Origin of the sequence: Sporosarcina soli (assembly GCF_042655805.1) — a bacterium.
GTDB lineage: Bacteria > Bacillota > Bacilli > Bacillales_A > Planococcaceae > Sporosarcina > Sporosarcina soli.
On the sequence record NZ_JBHSNO010000016.1, the window covers coordinates 239,625 to 257,344 of the forward strand.

Here is a 17,720-nt window from a genome sequence, read left to right on the forward strand (position 1 = left end):
TCCCCCCTATTTGTCATACTTAATACGTGGATCTACAAAACCATATAATACATCTACGATTAAATTTGTCATAGCAAACACAGCTCCAATAACCAATGTGACACCAACAATTGCATTATAATCCTTATAAATTACAGCTTGTACCCCGTATTGGGCCATTCCGGGCCAACCAAATACAGCCTCCACCAAAAATGCATTTCCAAGTAGTGCACCAAACGAAAGGCCGATAATTGTTAAGGTAGAAGCAAAAGCATTTTTCAGCATATACTTATAGACAATCATAAATTTAGGTAATCCATATGACGTAGATGCGATAATATAATCTTTATGTAACTCATCTAGCATATTTGAACGCGTTAAACGCATAATTTGCGCCATCGTAGCAATAGACAACGCTACTGAAGGTAAAATGATGTGTTTTAAATTATTTATAAACGCTTCAATGTTTAATGTTAATAGGCTATCCAGTAAACGTAACCCTGTGATTTCAGTAGGCACTATATTCCCGCGACCTACAACTGGCAATAGTGAGAACCAGTAAGCAAATATAATTTGCAATATAATGGCTATCCAGAATTTAGGTAGTGCAATACCCGAAAGTGAAACTACACGAGTTAAATGATCTTGCCATTTATCTTTCTTAACTCCACTAATAACTCCTAATGGGATACCAAAAAGAATTGCTAAAAACATTGCTACAAGCATTAATTCAAAAGTCGCTGGAAATGTTTCTACAATATCAGTTGCAACATTACGATCCGTTTGTAATGACAATCCCATATCTCCTGTAAATACACCTTTAATATAATTCACGTATTGGAGAGCAATTGGGTCATTTAATCCCATAGAATCTTCAAACATCTGAATCTGCTCAGCCGTTGCTTCAGGGCCAAGCTTTAAACGGATGGAGTCACCTGGCATAATTCGAGATAAGCCAAAGATTAAAATCGAAAGACCAAGTAAGACCGGTATTATCTGGAAAGTCCTTTTAACTAAAAACGTTTTCATTCCTTCACATCCTTATACAAGATTAAGAAATAGAGGCAGTATTGCCCCTATTTCTTAATCAAATTATTTTTTGAGAGATAAATAATAGAATCCGACATCGTATCCAAGAATACCGACGTATGTATATCCATCTACATAATCACGGTAAGCAATTCGATGATTTGGATTAGCTACATAAATTGAAGGTGCATTTTCATTAATTAAAGCTTGTGCTTCCTTATAAAATGCCAATTGTTCATCTGGATCTATTGAGTTACGAGCGCTCTCCAACACTTTAGTTGTTGCTGCATCATCATACCAACTTGATGAACGGTAGCTACCGTGTGCACTTGGATGATAAATACCATATGTGTGGCTATCTAAATGTGGGTACTTTAATGTATCTGAAATAACAACCATATGTGGTGTTGTTTCTGGGGTAGTAGTGGATTCTGTTACAGTAGTCCAAGGAACCCCATTAAGTTCTACTTTCAAGCCTATTTCTTGTAAATTGCTTTGAACTAATTGTGCTAATTGACGTTGCGATGGTGTATCTGCTAAATACATAAACTCAACAGTTAACTCATCACCTGAATATTTAGATTTTGCTAGGTATTCTTTCGCCTTTTCAATATCACGCTTGTACGGCTGTATGTCATCATTATGCCCCGTTACAGCAATTGGAACTGGTCCTACTGCCTGTGTTGCGCCATTTAAAATTTGGTTATTCGCTACATCATAGTCAAATGCATATAGAATAGCTTTTCGTACATTAATATCATCAGTCGGTGCTTTAGCCATGTTGATTGGAATATGTTGCAACTGGACACTTGATGCTTCTTCTACAACAATACCTTTTGCTTTTTTAAACTCTTCATAGGCATCAACAGTTAACCACTGGTGAATCATATCTGCATCCCCAGAATTTAACATTGTTTTAACTGTGGCTTGTTCTGTTACAATTTTCATTTGTACCTCATCAAGCTGATCGTCTTTCCAACCCTTCCAGTATGAATCATTTTTGGAGAAATTCAGGTGCGACCCGCGATTCCATTCTGTTAATTTATATGGACCTGATCCAGCTACATTATTTTCTAAGTATGCTTGACCATAATCTCCAAATTCACCATAACTACCGTCTACTGTGTTTTCCTTTAATAATTCGCTATCTACTATAAATAGTTGTGTCAAAGTGGATACGAATGGTGCGTAGGCATTATTTAATGTAAATTCTACTTGAGTATCTGAAATTGCTTTTACATTCTCCGGTTCTAAAACACCCTTCCATAACCAGGAAAATCCTTGCTGGATCGCAATCATACGCTCAATAGAATAAACAACATCATTTGCAGTAAATTGATTGCCACTTTGGAATGTTACATCGTCGCGAAGATCAAATGTATATGTTTTACCGTCCTCGGAAACAGTCCATTCTGTTGCCAAATGCGGGCCCGGATCCATTACGCCTTCTTCAATTTTGGGATAAACTAGTGGATCATACGTGTTAAGAATAGAAATCAACTCGGTTTCATCCGTATGTTTTGCCGGATCTACCGTACCAACTACCTGCTGTGCTACATACACAAATGGACCATCTTTCTTAGTACTGGCTTTTGTATTATTCTCACCAGTCTTGGACGTAGATTCATCATCGTTTGAACAAGCTACTACCATAAGCGCTGCCATGATTACTGATAAAATTAACAACCATGATTTTTTCATCTTACTCCTCCTCGTTTAGTAAATCTTTCATTTGTGCTTTATTTAGGTTGAATTTCTGGATGTACGTTTGCAGTTCTTTTACTGTGTCTAGTAAATGATTTAAATATAACTGCTCTTGTTCAGATGAGATGCGAAAAGATGGACCTGCAATTGCTAAAGAGCCATAAACTTCTCCGTTTGCATCAAATATAGGAACTGCTATTCCAGTTACATTATCTGTTGCCTCACCATGCGTAATTAATGCGCCTTGTTCTTTCACCACCTTCCTTCTATATTCAAGATCCTGACGAGAAGTCATCGTTTTGGATGTACGTATTCCAAGGTTTCCAGATACATATTCTTCGAATTCTTTATCAGGAAGATGTGCTAAAATCACTTGATTCGATGCACCTGCATGTAACGGACGACTTTCACCAATATCAAACATTAATCGTATACTGCTTGAGCTTTCTTCAATCAGTACGGATTTCCCAACAGACCCCTCACGCATAGTAAAGAAAATTGTCTCATTACTATGAGCTACTAATTTTTTCATATGAGTTTTTATAACTTTTGAAAATGACTCTTTATGCCTAATATCCGAGCTAAACTTTTCCAATTGTGGTCCAATTTCATACAATTTAGTTGACTCGTTCAATACTAAATAGCCCTGCTTTTCAAAAGTACTTATAATACGATGAACCACTGTAACACTCATACTTAGTTGACGAGCAATTTCACGAACGCCCCACTCTTTTTTTACTGTGAACAATTCAATAACCTGTAAAGAATTTACTAAAGTTTTAAGTTCCATATTATCCTCATTTCACTTGTTCCTATTATAGGAACACTTTCAATTAATTGTTCCTGTATTAGGATTATATATTCCTTTCTGACTATTTTCAACACTTTTTTTAATTTTTTATAAGACCAATCATAAAATCATGTTTTCTGTCGGTCTTTGTAACGTAAGATCGAAATTTGTAGAATGAAAATAGGGATATTCGACAAGAGTTCAACTCCCATCCAATATCCCGTCTTTATAAACCGTTGATACGACTACATTTTTCAGCCATCACACCTGTTGATTAACGATATATTTTAACATCATGTGCAATTCTAAATTGGTGGCGATGGTCCCTTTAAATCAATGCCAATATCAAGAATACAAGGTAGATCAAGGTTCTTGAAAAAAATATATTGGTTTTAGTTAATCCTTGGATGATTAACGTTAAGCGATCAACAGGAATCGGTGCAAAGTTTGTGTGTAAATAAGTTGTCGTTCCCAATCCTATAACAACTAAGCCGATTCCAAAACAAACCATTTTGCCGTTAGTTCAGGTGACACCAAATTGTTTAATAAAAACAGTCACATATCAATCCCCGTTATAAGAGCTGTAACCAAACCCAAAACCTCAGGTCTTTGTCTTTTTAAAATTGAATTACAACCGATCAATATGAAAGCTAGATTTCCCAACTCCCTACCGTTAATCCCACTTTTTTAGATAGTCCCATCAAAAGGTGAAGTTCCAAGGTCTGATTGTAAGGTGAAAGAAATACCAAGAGTTAATATCAAAATTCCTAACACATAAAAAAGATATTTCACTTTACTCACCCCCTTCATCAATCTTTGTTGTAAATACAACAAAAATATCTATTAAGGAGTTAATATGTAGTGACAAGTTATCACTAACTGTATACTGATTTGATCAAAAAAGTGCCTGTTTTCCAAATGAATACGTTTATAATACTAGTTTGCAAACACAAAAGTATTTCCATTCAAAAAATGACTCTAACCAAATGAATAAAACCTTTTCATTATAGTTAAAAAAATCTAAAAAGACGGTAATCAAAGATGAAACTATTCTATCATCTAAACGTAAACTTATTTATGAAGAAGCTAACAGGAGGTTACACATATGTATTTTGATGCCGATCCTCTCGGAGGCGCAATGTTTACCATCGTTCCTCTATTTATTATTGGTGTTTTTATTTTTATCGTTGTGAAAGGGATTTCTGAATGGAGTGCAAACAATAACTCTCCAAGGCTTACTGTGCCTGCTGCAGTTGTCACGAAAAGAACACGTACATCTAACAATCATCACCATTCGAACGACCATATGCATACAACGTCAACAACTTCTTATTACGTAACATTTCAATTTGAAAGCGGCGATCGTACAGAATTTTCCTTAAGCGGCTCGCAATACGGCATGTTGGCGGAAGGTGATACTGGAATGCTAACTTTCCAGGGAACACGCTATCTTGGGTTCGAACGTATACAATAATAGGTAAACGGCCTCTACTTTCCTCGAGCAAAGGCCGCGTTCTACCTTTAGCATTAGACGCCCCCAAAAAATTCAGCCCCTTTTCAAAACCTCTTTTTAGAAGGATTATTCAGACTACTCACAGAATAGATATATATGGGATGTTGTGTGCTAGGTTGTTGAGAATACTGAAAGGTGTGAGAATCATTGCCAAAATCGTATTTATCATTGAAACAACTTACTGAATTGCTGGACATTCACGGAAATACTATTAAAGGATATCTGAATAGACACCCCGAATTTCTCAAATTCGATAAGGTTCATAATCGGTACAGGATTCACGTATCCGCAGTGGAAACTCTGAAGACAATTAGAAAATTATACGGGGAAGGCTACAAGCGGGAAGCCGTGGATGAATATCTTAGGGGTTCAGGTGTACCTGTTACGATTACTCTGGATAATAAAGAAGGCACGGACTTGACTTCTATAAATGACGACCTGCAAGAATTGAAGAATATGTTCCGTGTTCAGCAGGAAAATATGATGCAAATGCAAATGCAGTACAATCAAAAGTTATTTCATCAAATAGAAGAAGAAAAGAACCAATTGAAGGAAGTATTTCATCAAGAAATCGGGGAATTGAAGCGGCTGGTTAATCGTCATGAATCGGAAAGGGTTTCTGAATTACGATTAAGCTTGGAAGAAACTGCTGCATCTGCGGAAGTTATGAAAGAAGAACTGGTTGCTGAACGGAAGAAAAGTTTATGGCAAAAGTTATTCAGAAAATCTCAACTAACCAAATTCGGTACGTAACTATTTCAACCGTTTCTCAATTGGCGATTTGCAGCAATTGAAGATCTGTTAAAAGCATCTAACCGAATTAGTTTTAAAGATAAGAATAGCGCTAGTGGTAAGATACGGTCTCACCCTAAAAATCAGCCCGAAGTTTGCTTACACGCAATCTTGGGCTTTTTTTAATAAGTATTTTCTTCCAATATTTTTACTTCAGTAAAGGCCTTTTATACAACATCACTTATTTATTTGTTACTGAGTTGTTCCGCCAAACCGATTAGAAGTCCTTCGATTCCACGAATGTAGCAAAGACGATACGAGTCCCCATACTGAACCACTTCGCCAACTAGCTGAGCACCATACTTTGTAGTGAGTCTGGATACCATTTCGTCAATATCTTCAACGGCGAACATGACGCGTAGATAACCGAGGGCATTGACAGGAGCGGTCCGGTGATCTGATATAGTAGGTGGGGTGAGAAATCGCGAAAGCTCAATTCTACTGTGGCCATCTGGGGTAACCATCATAGCAATCTCTACGCACTGAGAACCCAATCCGGTTACGCGACCAGCCCACTCACCTTCAACAGTGGCTCGCCCTTCAAGGTTCAAGCCAATCTCCTCGAAGAAAGGGATTGCGTCATCCAGGGATTCTACAACGATGCCGACATTGTCCATTCTTAGCAACTTGTTTTTTGCCATAGTCTTATCTCCTTACTGTTCTATTCTTTACTCTGGGCTTTCTACAGTTAACCACTTATCAATCGCATCCAAATCAAACAACAAAATGTGATCGGTTGGTCGAATGCACGGAATACATTTTTCGCGTAACAATTTAAAAATTATTTGTTTGGACCTTTAAATATTCTCTTCTTTTTTTGATATTTCATACTTGATTTTCCCTCCTAGAACGAATACAAAACGTTCTTAAGGTCAATAGAGCTAATATAAAGATGGGGTCAATATGAACACGTTACTCTTAATTATCTTCTTATTATCATTCCCCGCACTTATCTATTTCTCGATACGGTTCGTGATATCGCACTAAAAAAATTCACACTTAACTCCCTAACATATTATTTTTCTTTTAACATTGAATGCTTTCGATAAGCCTTATAGAAACTGATACCAAAGAAAACAAACATAAAGGCGGGAAGCAACTTCAAAAGAACAAATGGAGTTTCAAATAAAAACGCTTTCCAAAATAATGAACTTTTCATACTCCAAAGACCTTCATGGTACAATCCTGAATCCTTGTAAGGAATAGGAGAAAAAACTAAACACAGCAAACCGAACCAAAATGAATAACTCATTATCCTTTTATAATAATTACCCTTTGATTGGCGATCCGAGAAGATTTCATTTTGACCATCCTCTTCTTTTTGCCAATACCGTATTCCACTTAGCCAGGACCCCTTTGTATAATTCCAACCGAAATCCTCATATATTCCTTTGTATTCCACAAACTTTTTCTCAGGTAAATAATCTTGATAATCGAGTCGCATTACATATCTCTTGTCAGTTCTTTCGAAAGTGTATATTCCTAATCCACTAATATTTGTACAGCGATAGCCTTTTTGTAATTGCTCGTTAAGCCATTTCTCTTCTTCAACAATATTTAAAAAAACCTTATATTTTTTCACCTTCTTCACTCCTCGTACAAAGATAAAATATGCTTTAATCTTTGTTGCTCGATCGTTAAAATGGTTCTTCCTTCGTCTGTAATGTTATAAATTTTTCGTCTACCCGTTTGTCCTACCGGTTCAATCCAACCATGTTTGGTCAAATTATCAATTGCACCATACAAAGTTCCTGCCGCTAAAACTACGTTGCCATTACTCATTTGCTCTATCTTTTGCATCACCGCATAACCGTGAAGTGGCTCACGCAGAGCTAATAAAATATAATGCATAGTTTCAGACAACGGTAATAATTTATGTTTCATATTCTCACCTACTATTCAGTCTGACTATATAGTTAAACGTAGTAATAATGTAATACAGTTCAACTGAATAGTCAACTGCATTTTTAATGTTCATCGGAGGAACTTAAAATAAACCCTCCATAACAAATGAAGAAATTTAACCAAAAAAGTCGATTTCTATTACATATGAAAATCGACTTTTTAGGTTAATCTTATTCAATTAAATGGCGTGCTTACGCCCACAGTATAAATTTCCTAAAAGTGAAGCCTCAACACGTTAATACTGTCCGGTGTTTCCATTCATCTATTAGCTATAATTCCCATACCTAATAACTCCAATCATTAATAACAACACTAATACAAAAATGCACAGCGTTCCGATTGAAGCTAAAACATTAAGGATTTTATTTGCTTTTGTACTAAACAGCTTACGAAATACAATATAAACCCCAATTCCAATCATTTCACCTAATGTATTCCCCATAAGGTCAGTTATATCGCTCCCCCCTATGGCAAAGGTGAATTGCAATACTTCAAATAACAAACTAACGCCCGCTATTGGTACAATCTTTTTCAAGAAAGACCAATTTGGTTTTAGCATACTGATATAAATTCCAAATGGAATAAATGCAAGTACGTTATAGATGATTTCACCAATATCTATTTGATTGTTTTTAATAACTGAACCAGCAAAAGGGATTAAGTTGATTCCCCTAAAATCCGTGAAATGCCGCAAGTCTTGAAATGAAAATTGCATTTTAAAAAGTATAATCCATGTTAAAACAAATAAGTATACAGCCAACAAACCGGCAGTTATTTTATTTCGGCTACTTTTTGATTTTTCCATATAAATCCCCAATTCCTACTTACAATCTATGCTTTCATCCTACTTTACAATTGAATCCCTAGTTTCTTAAATAATAAATTATAGCTTGGAGTATTATCTTTGAATACCCCTGTTCTTTCAGATACGGGCAATCAATTTATAAATGGGTAACTCTAATGGTTTTTCTCCTTATCATAATGTGGTGATGTACTTGAGTGCGTTAATACATGGTCTATCACTTTTCCGGTAACTGGCATAAAGTAATTCAATATGATCCCCCCTAAACAAACGGTTAATACAGTTCCAATGCCGATGGGCCCTTTGAAAATTAATGCCAATATCAAGAATACAAGATAGATCAATGTCCTTGAAAAAAATACATTGGTTCTCGTTAATTCTTGTATGATTAACGTTAAACGGTCAACAGGAATCGGCGCAAAGTTTGTATGTAAATAAGTTGCTGTTCCCAATCCGATAACGACTAATCCGATTCCAAAACAAACCATTTTGCCGAACCATAGTTCAGGTGAGACCACATTGTTCAATAAGAACAGCCACATATCAATACCAATACCCGTTATAAATGCTGTTACCAACCCCAAAACTTCAGGTCTTTGTCTTTTTAATAATGCATTACAACCGATCAATATGAAAGCTAGAATGATTTCCCAACTTCCTACCGTTAATCCTACGTTTTTGGATAGGCCCACCAAAAGTGCATCAAAAGGGGATGTTCCAAGGTCTGATAGTATGGTGAAAGAAATACCAAGGGTTAATATCAAAATTCCTAATACATAAAAAGCATATTTCACTTTACTCACCCTTTTCATCGTTTTTGTTGTAAACACAACAAAAACAAGTTAAATTTAATATATATTCTATTTGTTGTATTTGCAACAAAATTTTTGATTAAGGAGTTAATGATGAAAGAAATGTTCGCTAATGACAATGAGCGTAAAGAAGTGCACTATTAGAGGTTTATTCATACTCCATGCTTTTTACTTCTGGCCATAGAAAAAACCTCCCAATTGTTTGCATTAGAAGGTCGTATGATTAATCTTATTTGATTTGAGCATCAAAAAAAGTACCACCATCTAGAGGTTTTAGCTTTGTTTTAGAACTCGATATCCCAAATCATTCAGACGTTCCAAGCCCATATAACACGTGCCACAGTAGAGGCAGACATTAGATTTCATCATTTATTGTCAGTTAAACAAAGGTTTATTTTTTGATGAACCCCATTGTGAATTCTTGCTCTTCTAGTATGTCTTCTTCGTTGTTTTTTTCATCCCAAGCGCTTGGCAATGTAAAGCTTAGTGTCGTCACTTCGGGATTGTTGATGACCACTGCAAATTGAGATTTTTGATCAGCACCACTAACCATCACTGCGCCAAAATCATCACCAAACAATATATCTTCTGTGTTGATGTTGACGTTCATATTACTGCCTTCCTTCATCTTATAGGCACCACCAAACACAATAGAGCTGTCAGTTTTATTTTTCATCTTCTCCGTGCCAATAACCATGTATAGCGACTCTGGCACCTCATTGATATCAAGAACGCCATGCTTTAATGTTAATGGAAATTCAGCATGCTCAGTGTATTTTTCAAGTTTGATTATTTTTACGCCAGATAACTCATAGCTTAGACTTTCATTTTCTTCGAGTACGAACGGCTTAGCTTCGCTAATGACTGTGACTTGCCCGTAGTCCTTAATTCCGCCCAGACCCTCTTCGATATATTCTTTCTGCTTTTCAACCTTCGTCTCCTCGGCTCCGCTCGTGCATCCTGCAAAAAAGATCCCTGCCAGTAGCGCCATTGCTAATCCTTTAAATTTCATGATGTGATACCTCCACCTGTCCATCAAACAACGTACAGACGGGGATTTCCAGAAAAAGTTTCAAAGAGTTTTTAATAGGTTTTGGAATTTTGGAGAAAGGGAGGATGAAAATAATGATGGTCCCTTTGTAGCCATGAATGAAGCTTTTCAATACTTCACGGGAACGCGATTATGGGCGACAGCCAATTGCCCCTCCAATAATTGAATGATCTTTTCAGTTGAAGATTCGTTTGCCATATCGCTCACCGCTTTCCGTTCTGCCCTTGTTCCTTCCATTTAACACCACAGCTTATAGGGATATACCTAATCAATAGAATTTTACAAAGAATGAACTTTATATGTGGATTGCAAATACAGTCGTACCTTTTTCAACAAAGTTGCACCGTTTGACTCCTTTGGATGGTATAATTTTTTACGTATTTTTAATTAAAAGGAAGTGAATTCATGAGTGATTTAGAAAAAATTAAACTCGTGAAGCCACCATTTCCCAAGCAACGATGTTTTTCTTTCAAACCTATAATTATCTAGGAGAGGATTATTTTGAAGAAAAACATCGGAAACAAAACACCTAGCTTATTATTACTGATTGTACTAGTAGGCTTCCCACAAATTAGTGAAACTATTTTTAGCCCATCATTACCTTCTATTGCAGAAGCATTTGAAACTTCTATGAGTGATGCACAGCTTACGATGAGTGTGTATTTTATCGCTTTTGCCTTCGGAGTATTTTTCTTTGGACGTTTATCCGATAAAATCGGTCGTCGCAAAGCAATGCTTTATGGGCTGTTTTTATATTTTGTTGGTAACATACTGTGTTTAGTAGCAAATGAAATGGCGGTTTTATTAGTCGCACGCTTTATTCAAGCGTTTGGTGCAAGTGTTGGCTCTATCGTGACACAAACGATTTTACGTGAAAGCTTTTCTGGTGTTGAGCGTCATAAATTGTTTGCTCAAATTTCAGCTGCCCTTGCCTTCACACCTGCCATTGGCCCGTTAATCGGTGGCTTTACCGATTATTATTTTGGCTTTAAAGTCGTATTTTTGGTGTTAGTTGCTATGAGCGTTATTGTATTTTGCTATGCGTTTTTACGCTTACCTGAAACAGCGCTTACTACAATCAAAATGAAGCCTATACTACCAATAGTGAAGCGCATGATTACAAATGCGCGTCTATGGCGCTACGGTGTATTAATTGGCGGTATTAACGGTATATTATTTAGCTATTATACCGAAGCACCATTTATTTTTACGCAATACTTTACACTAACAAGTGCGATGTATGGTTTTTTAGGCATTATCATTGCGCTCGCTTCTATCGCAGGTGCGATGCTATCTAAACGACTCGTTAGCCACACAAAACCTGAGAAGATTATCGTACGCGGATTAGCCATTATGCTCATCGGTACATTGCTCGCTACATCGGTACATTTTTTACCGATTTCATTACAAATGCCAACCATGATTGTTAGTGTGTTCATTATTTTATTTGGTACAGGTACCGCTTTACCAAACTGTTTAAGCTTAGCGCTCATTGACTTTCAAGACGTCATTGGTTCTGCGGGTGCGATATTTAGCTTAGGTTATTATTTACTCGTCAGCGCTATAATCTATGGTATGAGCCTTTTCCATAACGGAACAGTCCTTGCGATGCCACTATATTTTTTAGCACTAGGGATTGTTATGCTTTTAATAAGCTTACCCTTACTTTATAAAAAGAAGCGATGTTTTGAATAATATCGTGATGCTAAAAAAAGTTGCACCGTTTTAACTTGATTCAGCAAATCTTTTTGTACTGAAAGCGAAGCGTCAGCTACAGAAGTGCCCCACTTCCATAAGTGGCGGGATGAATGCCAGAATGCATTTCGATCAGAGGGAGTCCAAACTCCCTCTGATTCAAGTTAGGCTTCCGGCGGATGTCAAGTAACGTACAGACGAGGACTTTCAGCAAAAGTTTCAAAGATTTTTAAAAAGGTTTTGGAGAACGGAAGGATTTATGAGAGTTCCTTGGAAGCATTTGGGTAGCTAAGCAACGCCCAATCCATAATACGTATAACGTAAAAAACGACCTCATTCAAAAGATGAAGTCGTTTTCGTAATTTATGATGTTACGCTGCATCATGCTCTGAGTGCCAAGTCTATAGAAGCAATATTCTCCTCCATCACGATTATTCAGCAAAAGAAGTCTCTTCAGGATAATAAAGGTTCTTACTCCCCCCGACTCTTTCGGGTGCTCCCCCGTTAGTAGGCCTAAACGAATACTATCTCTATCAATGAGCAAAACAATTAAATCTCCAAGGAACTCCCATCTGTTGAATCAAAAAACGGATAATGAATGAGATAAATCATTCAATATCCGACTCCGGAATAATATTACCTTATTCAATTCCCACTGTTATGAATAAGGTTCACCGTAAGTTATTTTAAGAGGCAAAAAATAGAAGAGCGTAAACATTTCCAGCTCTTGTCTATAAAACAATTGCTGTAGCAAACGTCCCAGCCCCCGATATGCCCATTTGTCTTCCTCTTCGGTTTATCTTATCTCAGCATATAACCAAATCCATAAACCATTAAAGATTACTCCGAATTTATTCAATATCTATTTAGTTAAAGGTGGTTAATTCTTCTGAAACGGACTGTAAAAAATCTTTTTCAAATTTAATATAATAAGCATCATCTATTTTTGTATCTATCATTCCGTCGATTAATGATACCGATTGTATCGAGGGAAGTTCCATTTTATTCTCTAATAATTTTTCAATTGGTAAATCGCCTTCTATTTGAGTCATAAATTGTTTTAATTCTGTTTGTGGTAATACATTAATTGTTTCATTTACAACTGCATTAATGAGGTTTAATTGGTCTTCTTCATTTAGGTTTCTTCCCACTGTAGCATCCATTATTAATGCCGCAACCTCTTCTCCATTCAAACGATTCGTCCCTTTTTTGAATTCAAATGCCACTTGAGAAATAGCTCTTACTTGAATATCTTCTTGTAAGTCGTAATCTATACCACCCACTGAATCAATCATTGAAGACAGGGTTTCTAAATCGATTACACCATAATAATCAATTGGTAAATCAAACAGCGTAGAAACTGTTGTTCTTACATTCTCAGCGCCTCCTGAACCGTAATCATAAGCAAATGTCAATTTATCATATGAAGTAGTCCCATTATGCTTATCCAAGATTGGAGCATAAGTATCACGAGGGATAGATAAAACTTTCATCGTCTTTTTATCTTTACTATAAGTAAGTAAAAGATTAATGGGTACTCTATTATTATCATCTTTCACCGTTAATAGAGTGGTTAAAAACGCGTCTTCTTTGTATACTGATTCACTTGCATTCCCTTCCTTATTTTCAGTAATAAAGTTTCCAGGAAGAATCGATGGCATAAACAAAAATATACACAAGCCTACTACTAATAAAGAAGCTGTAAGTGGAGCAAATTTTTTTGAAGAATAACCAAATGTTTTCTTTTTTATATTATTCTTCTCCAGCTTATGAATTTGTTCAAACACTTCATTACGGTCTTCTTTCGTAAAACGTAAATCTTGATCAGTCGCATTATATAATTTGTCCCTTAATCGTTTATCTTTCATTAAGTCCTGCCTCCTTTATCATTGGCTCTAATCTTTGTTTTGCTCTTCTTAATCGAGTTTTCACTGTATTAACTGAAATATCCAAGACTTGGGCAATTTCCCCTGTCTTTAATGACTCATAGTAGTATAGATAAACTACTTCCCGATACACTTTTGGAAGAGAAAAGATCGTGTCTTTTATTTCCTCATTATTGTATTTATCGATAACGGTTCTTTCTGTTGATGGTAATATTGACTTTGCTGTTTCATTTATAAAGCTTTTCACCTGTACCATTTTGTAATTCCAGCTTTTTAAATAATCTTTACATTCATTAATTGTTATACGATAGAGCCATGTTTTTATTTGTGCGTTAAATCGAAACGAATCAAGGTTTTTGTAGCATTTGATAAACGTATTTTGAACCATATCCTTAGCAGTCTCTGTATCTTTCACATAAGAAAATGCCAATCGTACCAACTCATTACCAAATTCAATCATCACTTTTTCTAATAGAAAATCTTTTTCTTCATTGTCCAACCTACTCCTCCCTTTCAACTACTTCGAATTCTGCTATTAGACGATTATCAAATCATAGTAGGTTCATTTCTTTAAAAAATATTTTACCGGCAATAGGCGAATACAAAATCGACAAGGTTGATGTGGTTATGTGTCAAATAAGTGTGAAAATTACCCGCGCCTATAGCCTATACCCGCTCTATATGAACATGCCGCCTTGCACCAGTCAAGTCGTTATTAAACCAAACTCCATAATATCACTTGCTAAGCCACAGCCTAATTACTAATTCTCTTTTATGCCATACGAAAATCAGTAACTCACTTACTTATTTTGGAGTATGAAATTTTGACAAAACGAGTGACAGGCACCATTTTCAACAACGCTATCGGTCAACTAGGCAACGACTGTAAAATACTCATCAATATTTTCATAAAACGAAGTAACGCCCAATCCATGATGCGTATAATGCAAAAAAACGACTCATATGGAAGCTGCTCTTTTTTAGCAAGTCAGTGATTCTTATTTTGAATCGATACACTATTTATAATAATAGTGAAAAAATGTTTTCATTATTATTTCAGTATGAATTATCTTTTTTTGTCTTTCGTCGATGTTAGAGAGAGGAATATGTAATCTTTCATTGTGCACAGTTAGATTGAAGGTAAAAGTCCTTTTGACAGACGGGTGTGGTATTTTTCGTAAAGTATGTTAACATATACTAGGAGCCTACTTTTGTTAAGAATTTTAATCTAAACATTATGGGGTTGCTTTTGTTTTTTTTGCAATGTTAATCTGCGAACGTTTCTTAATCTTTATTTCTTCTAATCTCCGCATTGTACTAGAGATTTCTAGTACCTAATTAACGAACAGTAGGTGAACACCTACTTCCTTTGCAAATACCCATCCTTACTATTTTCAATCACATCCAAAAGTAGGTTACTAAAAAATTTGGAGTGAGGGCACTTGGTACAAAGTACAGTAGCAGTACAAGAAAAAAGTGGAGTAATGAATATCCCGTCATGGTGGAATTGTCCAGAAGGCTTTGAAGAGTTGCAAAAGCTAGCTCATTTACTGGGAGAGAAAGAACTACTTCAACGGTCTATCAGTTCGGATCTGGAAGGGAGATTTCCGCGTGAAAGCTTGAAGGAAATCGCCAATGCAGGCTACGGGGCTGTGACAATACCGGTAGAAGCGGGTGGGCTAGAACAAGGCTTTACTGCATTTTCAGTCCTAGCCGAAAGTTTTTCTCAATATTGTCCATCGTCCGCGATGTGCTGGGTGATGCACACGACGACCGTACACACGCTATATGATGCAGGAACCGAGGAACAACGTAAAAAGTATATCCCAGGCGTCTTAAAGGGGGATATTGCTGCTCTTGCTTTTAGTGAACCGGCAACTGGGGGACATTTTTGGAATGTGGTCAGCGAGGCACCACGAAATGCAAACGGTTACTTGTTGAATGCTGACAAATCGTTTGTGACTAGTGGCGGTGAAGCCGATTTTTATATTGTGGCAACTTCTTTTCCTGACTCAGATGATAAGGACAACCTTATGTATTTACTTGTCGAAAAAGATCAAGAAGGCATTGAATCGTCTTCTTTCTCAGCAATGGGACTGCGTGGAAACGCAAGTGGCCCGATGAAATTTAAAAATGTGCAAGTACCTTTTGAAAATCGCATTGGCGGCGAAGGTGGAGCGGGCTATTATAATGATAACACGGTCGATCCGCTCTTTTTGCTAGGATCGGCAGCTTGCTGGGTCGGTATTGCACAGGGTGCATTGAATGCAGCAATCTACAGTGCTAAAAAGAAAGTTCATGCAGACACGGGATCGTCCGTAGCCGGTTATCAAGTCATTCGTCATGAATTGGCCAAATCTCAAATCCTGATTGACAGTGCTAGAAGCATGTTGTATCGCACGGCAAAAGCGTTAGACGGGTGCCAGGAAAAAGGACTGGAACTTTCCGAATGCCTTTACCCGCTTTGGCAGCTAAAAACGCATGCTGCTGATATGGTCATCACTGTGACAAATGCAGCATTGCAAGTATCCGGAGGTCGCGGTTATTTAACTGGACAAGTTGAGAAATTTCTACGTGATGGTCGGGCAGGTGCTCTCATGGGACCTACTAACGAAGTCTTGCGAGAATGGATCGGTCGCACACTGATTGATGTTCCATGGATGGATGAAGTTTAATGTTACCTTGAAGTTATTGATATAGGAGTAGCCCCCAATAGGACAGATATTGGGGGCTACTCTTTTTTTTATGTACCATTCACTTCAATCACTTTTTCAGTAAGTCTGTAATTCTTCCTTTGAAATAATATGCCATTTATTCGCTGAAAGTTTGTTGATATGTAAGCCCACAATCAAACATGCCGCATTGCCCCAGTCAAAGTCGTTATTAAACCAAACTCCATAATATCACTTGCCCAGCCACAGCCTAATTACTAATTCTCTTTTATGCCATACGAAAATCAGTAACTCACTTACTTATTTTGGAGTATGAAATTTGTACAAAACGAGTGACAGGCGCCATTTTCAACAACGCTATCGATCAACTAGACAACGACTGTAAAATACTCAACAATATTTTCATAAAACTAAGTAACGCCCAATCCATGATGTGTATAGCACAAAAAAACGACCCCATTTAAAAGATGAAGTCGTCTCCGTAATTTATGATGTTAAGCTGCATCATGCCCTGAGTGCCAAGTCTACAGGAGCGATTTTTTACTTTAAAAATCAAGAAGCAATATTCTCTTCCGTCACGATCATTCAGCGAAAGAATTTTCTTCAGGATAATAAAGGTCCTTCCGTAAACACACATCCTTATGCTTCAGTGTTTCTCCCTCAAATCGCAGCCAAATTTCATCATCCGCCATCACGCCATGTGTTTTCCGAACAATGCCCCAACGATTATACGCTTGCATACCGCGACTTGCCAATAGTTCGTCGGCATTGGCACGGGTAGGAGGAAAAGTGCGCCATTTCAACCATTTCTCCAACTCTTTAATTGTGATATGTCCTTCCATATTCGGAGAAAACTGCTTATTGAAATCATTATTATAATTAATAACGTACGGTGTTCCGCCATTTGCAGGTTTTAAGTCTACACGCGCAATGACTTCATCCATCCACATCACATCAAACTTCATAATAATCAACCACTGGTATCACTTCCTTCAAAGAACAGATGAGCAAAAATAGGGTTATTCATTTGCGAAAGAAGTACTTGCTTCGCCCGACCGAAATCGGTATCCATCGTTTCCAGTGGATGCAG

General features: G+C 36.9%; 16 protein-coding genes and 2 pseudogenes. 4 read left to right on the forward strand and 14 right to left on the reverse strand.

From position 1 onward, the window contains the following. Positions 1-6: 6 nt before the first annotated feature. The 4 genes and pseudogenes from ACFPRA_RS21830 to ACFPRA_RS21845 all read right to left on the reverse strand — a co-directional run. Positions 7-1,008 carry an ABC transporter permease gene (locus ACFPRA_RS21830; protein ID WP_381439432.1) on the reverse strand — a complete coding sequence of 334 codons (1,002 nt, stop codon included), beginning with the start codon at positions 1,006-1,008 and terminating at the stop codon, positions 7-9. Between the two features lie 63 nt (positions 1,009-1,071). Continuing rightward, positions 1,072-2,709: an ABC transporter substrate-binding protein gene (locus tag ACFPRA_RS21835; RefSeq protein ID WP_381439436.1), complete on the reverse strand. Its 1,638-nt coding sequence runs from the start codon at positions 2,707-2,709 to the stop codon at positions 1,072-1,074. Position 2,710: 1 nt separating this feature from the next. Then, a complete protein-coding gene (locus ACFPRA_RS21840; protein ID WP_381439438.1) occupies positions 2,711-3,502 on the reverse strand; it encodes an IclR family transcriptional regulator in 792 nt (263 codons plus the stop codon). Between the two features lie 331 nt (positions 3,503-3,833). Further along, positions 3,834-4,294: pseudogene (locus tag ACFPRA_RS21845) on the reverse strand (YczE/YyaS/YitT family protein); the annotation flags it as partial. Between the two features lie 313 nt (positions 4,295-4,607). Between ACFPRA_RS21845 and ACFPRA_RS21850 the strand changes: the two are divergent. Both ACFPRA_RS21850 and ACFPRA_RS21855 read left to right on the forward strand, forming a co-directional pair. Further along, entirely contained in the window at positions 4,608-4,976 is a 369-nt protein-coding gene (locus ACFPRA_RS21850; RefSeq protein ID WP_381439440.1) for a DUF2500 domain-containing protein, read from the forward strand. A gap of 387 nt (positions 4,977-5,363) precedes the next feature. Beyond that, entirely contained in the window at positions 5,364-5,768 is a 405-nt protein-coding gene (locus ACFPRA_RS21855) for a hypothetical protein (RefSeq protein WP_381439443.1), read from the forward strand. A gap of 224 nt (positions 5,769-5,992) precedes the next feature. On the opposite strand, the gene ACFPRA_RS21860 is transcribed toward ACFPRA_RS21855, so the two are convergent. The 7 genes and pseudogenes from ACFPRA_RS21860 to ACFPRA_RS21890 form a co-directional block, all read right to left on the reverse strand. Then, a complete protein-coding gene (locus ACFPRA_RS21860; RefSeq protein WP_381439445.1) occupies positions 5,993-6,448 on the reverse strand; it encodes a VOC family protein in 456 nt (151 codons plus the stop codon). A gap of 374 nt (positions 6,449-6,822) precedes the next feature. Continuing rightward, the gene (locus ACFPRA_RS21865; RefSeq protein WP_381439447.1) at positions 6,823-7,389 is read right to left on the reverse strand and encodes a DUF2812 domain-containing protein; all 567 of its coding nucleotides are present in this window, start codon (positions 7,387-7,389) and stop codon (positions 6,823-6,825) included. Further along, positions 7,376-7,691 (reverse strand): annotated as a pseudogene (locus ACFPRA_RS21870) (PadR family transcriptional regulator). The gene ACFPRA_RS21865 and the pseudogene ACFPRA_RS21870 overlap by 14 nt, the downstream one beginning before the upstream one ends. A 286-nt stretch (positions 7,692-7,977) precedes the next feature. After that, a complete protein-coding gene (locus tag ACFPRA_RS21875; protein WP_381439450.1) occupies positions 7,978-8,517 on the reverse strand; it encodes a VanZ family protein in 540 nt (179 codons plus the stop codon). A 152-nt stretch (positions 8,518-8,669) separates the two neighbouring features. Further along, a complete protein-coding gene (locus ACFPRA_RS21880) occupies positions 8,670-9,308 on the reverse strand; it encodes a YczE/YyaS/YitT family protein (RefSeq protein ID WP_381439452.1) in 639 nt (212 codons plus the stop codon). A 409-nt stretch (positions 9,309-9,717) separates the two neighbouring features. Then, entirely contained in the window at positions 9,718-10,338 is a 621-nt protein-coding gene (locus ACFPRA_RS21885) for a hypothetical protein (RefSeq protein WP_381439454.1), read from the reverse strand. A 147-nt stretch (positions 10,339-10,485) separates the two neighbouring features. Beyond that, a complete protein-coding gene (locus tag ACFPRA_RS21890; RefSeq protein ID WP_381439456.1) occupies positions 10,486-10,614 on the reverse strand; it encodes a hypothetical protein in 129 nt (42 codons plus the stop codon). 264 nt (positions 10,615-10,878) lie between these two features. On the opposite strand from ACFPRA_RS21890, the gene ACFPRA_RS21895 reads away from it, so the two are divergent. Beyond that, a complete protein-coding gene (locus ACFPRA_RS21895; RefSeq protein ID WP_381439458.1) occupies positions 10,879-12,072 on the forward strand; it encodes a multidrug effflux MFS transporter in 1,194 nt (397 codons plus the stop codon). An 866-nt stretch (positions 12,073-12,938) separates the two neighbouring features. Here the strand turns inward: ACFPRA_RS21895 and ACFPRA_RS21900 are convergent. Both ACFPRA_RS21900 and ACFPRA_RS21905 read right to left on the reverse strand, forming a co-directional pair. Continuing rightward, entirely contained in the window at positions 12,939-13,940 is a 1,002-nt protein-coding gene (locus ACFPRA_RS21900) for an LCP family protein (RefSeq protein ID WP_381439461.1), read from the reverse strand. After that, a complete protein-coding gene (locus ACFPRA_RS21905; RefSeq protein ID WP_381439463.1) occupies positions 13,930-14,457 on the reverse strand; it encodes a sigma-70 family RNA polymerase sigma factor in 528 nt (175 codons plus the stop codon). The genes ACFPRA_RS21900 and ACFPRA_RS21905 overlap by 11 nt, the downstream gene beginning before the upstream one ends. Before the next feature lie 943 nt (positions 14,458-15,400). Here ACFPRA_RS21905 and ACFPRA_RS21910 point away from each other — a divergent pair. Then, positions 15,401-16,633 (forward strand): acyl-CoA dehydrogenase family protein, encoded by a 1,233-nt coding sequence (locus ACFPRA_RS21910; RefSeq protein WP_381439466.1) that lies wholly within the window; start codon positions 15,401-15,403, stop codon positions 16,631-16,633. A 578-nt stretch (positions 16,634-17,211) separates the two neighbouring features. Here ACFPRA_RS21910 and ACFPRA_RS21915 read toward each other — a convergent pair. Next, positions 17,212-17,595 carry a hypothetical protein gene (locus ACFPRA_RS21915; protein WP_381439467.1) on the reverse strand — a complete coding sequence of 128 codons (384 nt, stop codon included), beginning with the start codon at positions 17,593-17,595 and terminating at the stop codon, positions 17,212-17,214. Between the last annotated feature and the right edge of the window lie 125 nt (positions 17,596-17,720).

Bases quoted from the DNA above. Each gene is read 5' to 3' on its own strand.
- ACFPRA_RS21830 (WP_381439432.1), bottom strand. From the start codon at position 1,008: ATGAAAACGTTTTTAGTTAAAAGGACTTTCCAGATAATACCGGTCTTA.
- ACFPRA_RS21835 (WP_381439436.1), bottom strand. From the start codon at position 2,709: ATGAAAAAATCATGGTTGTTAATTTTATCAGTAATCATGGCAGCGCTT.
- ACFPRA_RS21900 (WP_381439461.1), bottom strand. From the start codon at position 13,940: ATGAAAGATAAACGATTAAGGGACAAATTATATAATGCGACTGATCAA.
- ACFPRA_RS21875 (WP_381439450.1), bottom strand. From the start codon at position 8,517: ATGGAAAAATCAAAAAGTAGCCGAAATAAAATAACTGCCGGTTTGTTG.
- ACFPRA_RS21840 (WP_381439438.1), bottom strand. From the start codon at position 3,502: ATGGAACTTAAAACTTTAGTAAATTCTTTACAGGTTATTGAATTGTTC.
- ACFPRA_RS21850 (WP_381439440.1), top strand. From the start codon at position 4,608: ATGTATTTTGATGCCGATCCTCTCGGAGGCGCAATGTTTACCATCGTT.
- ACFPRA_RS21885 (WP_381439454.1), bottom strand. From the start codon at position 10,338: ATGAAATTTAAAGGATTAGCAATGGCGCTACTGGCAGGGATCTTTTTT.
- ACFPRA_RS21915 (WP_381439467.1), bottom strand. From the start codon at position 17,595: ATGAAGTTTGATGTGATGTGGATGGATGAAGTCATTGCGCGTGTAGAC.
- ACFPRA_RS21860 (WP_381439445.1), bottom strand. From the start codon at position 6,448: ATGGCAAAAAACAAGTTGCTAAGAATGGACAATGTCGGCATCGTTGTA.
- ACFPRA_RS21890 (WP_381439456.1), bottom strand. From the start codon at position 10,614: ATGGAAGGAACAAGGGCAGAACGGAAAGCGGTGAGCGATATGGCAAAC.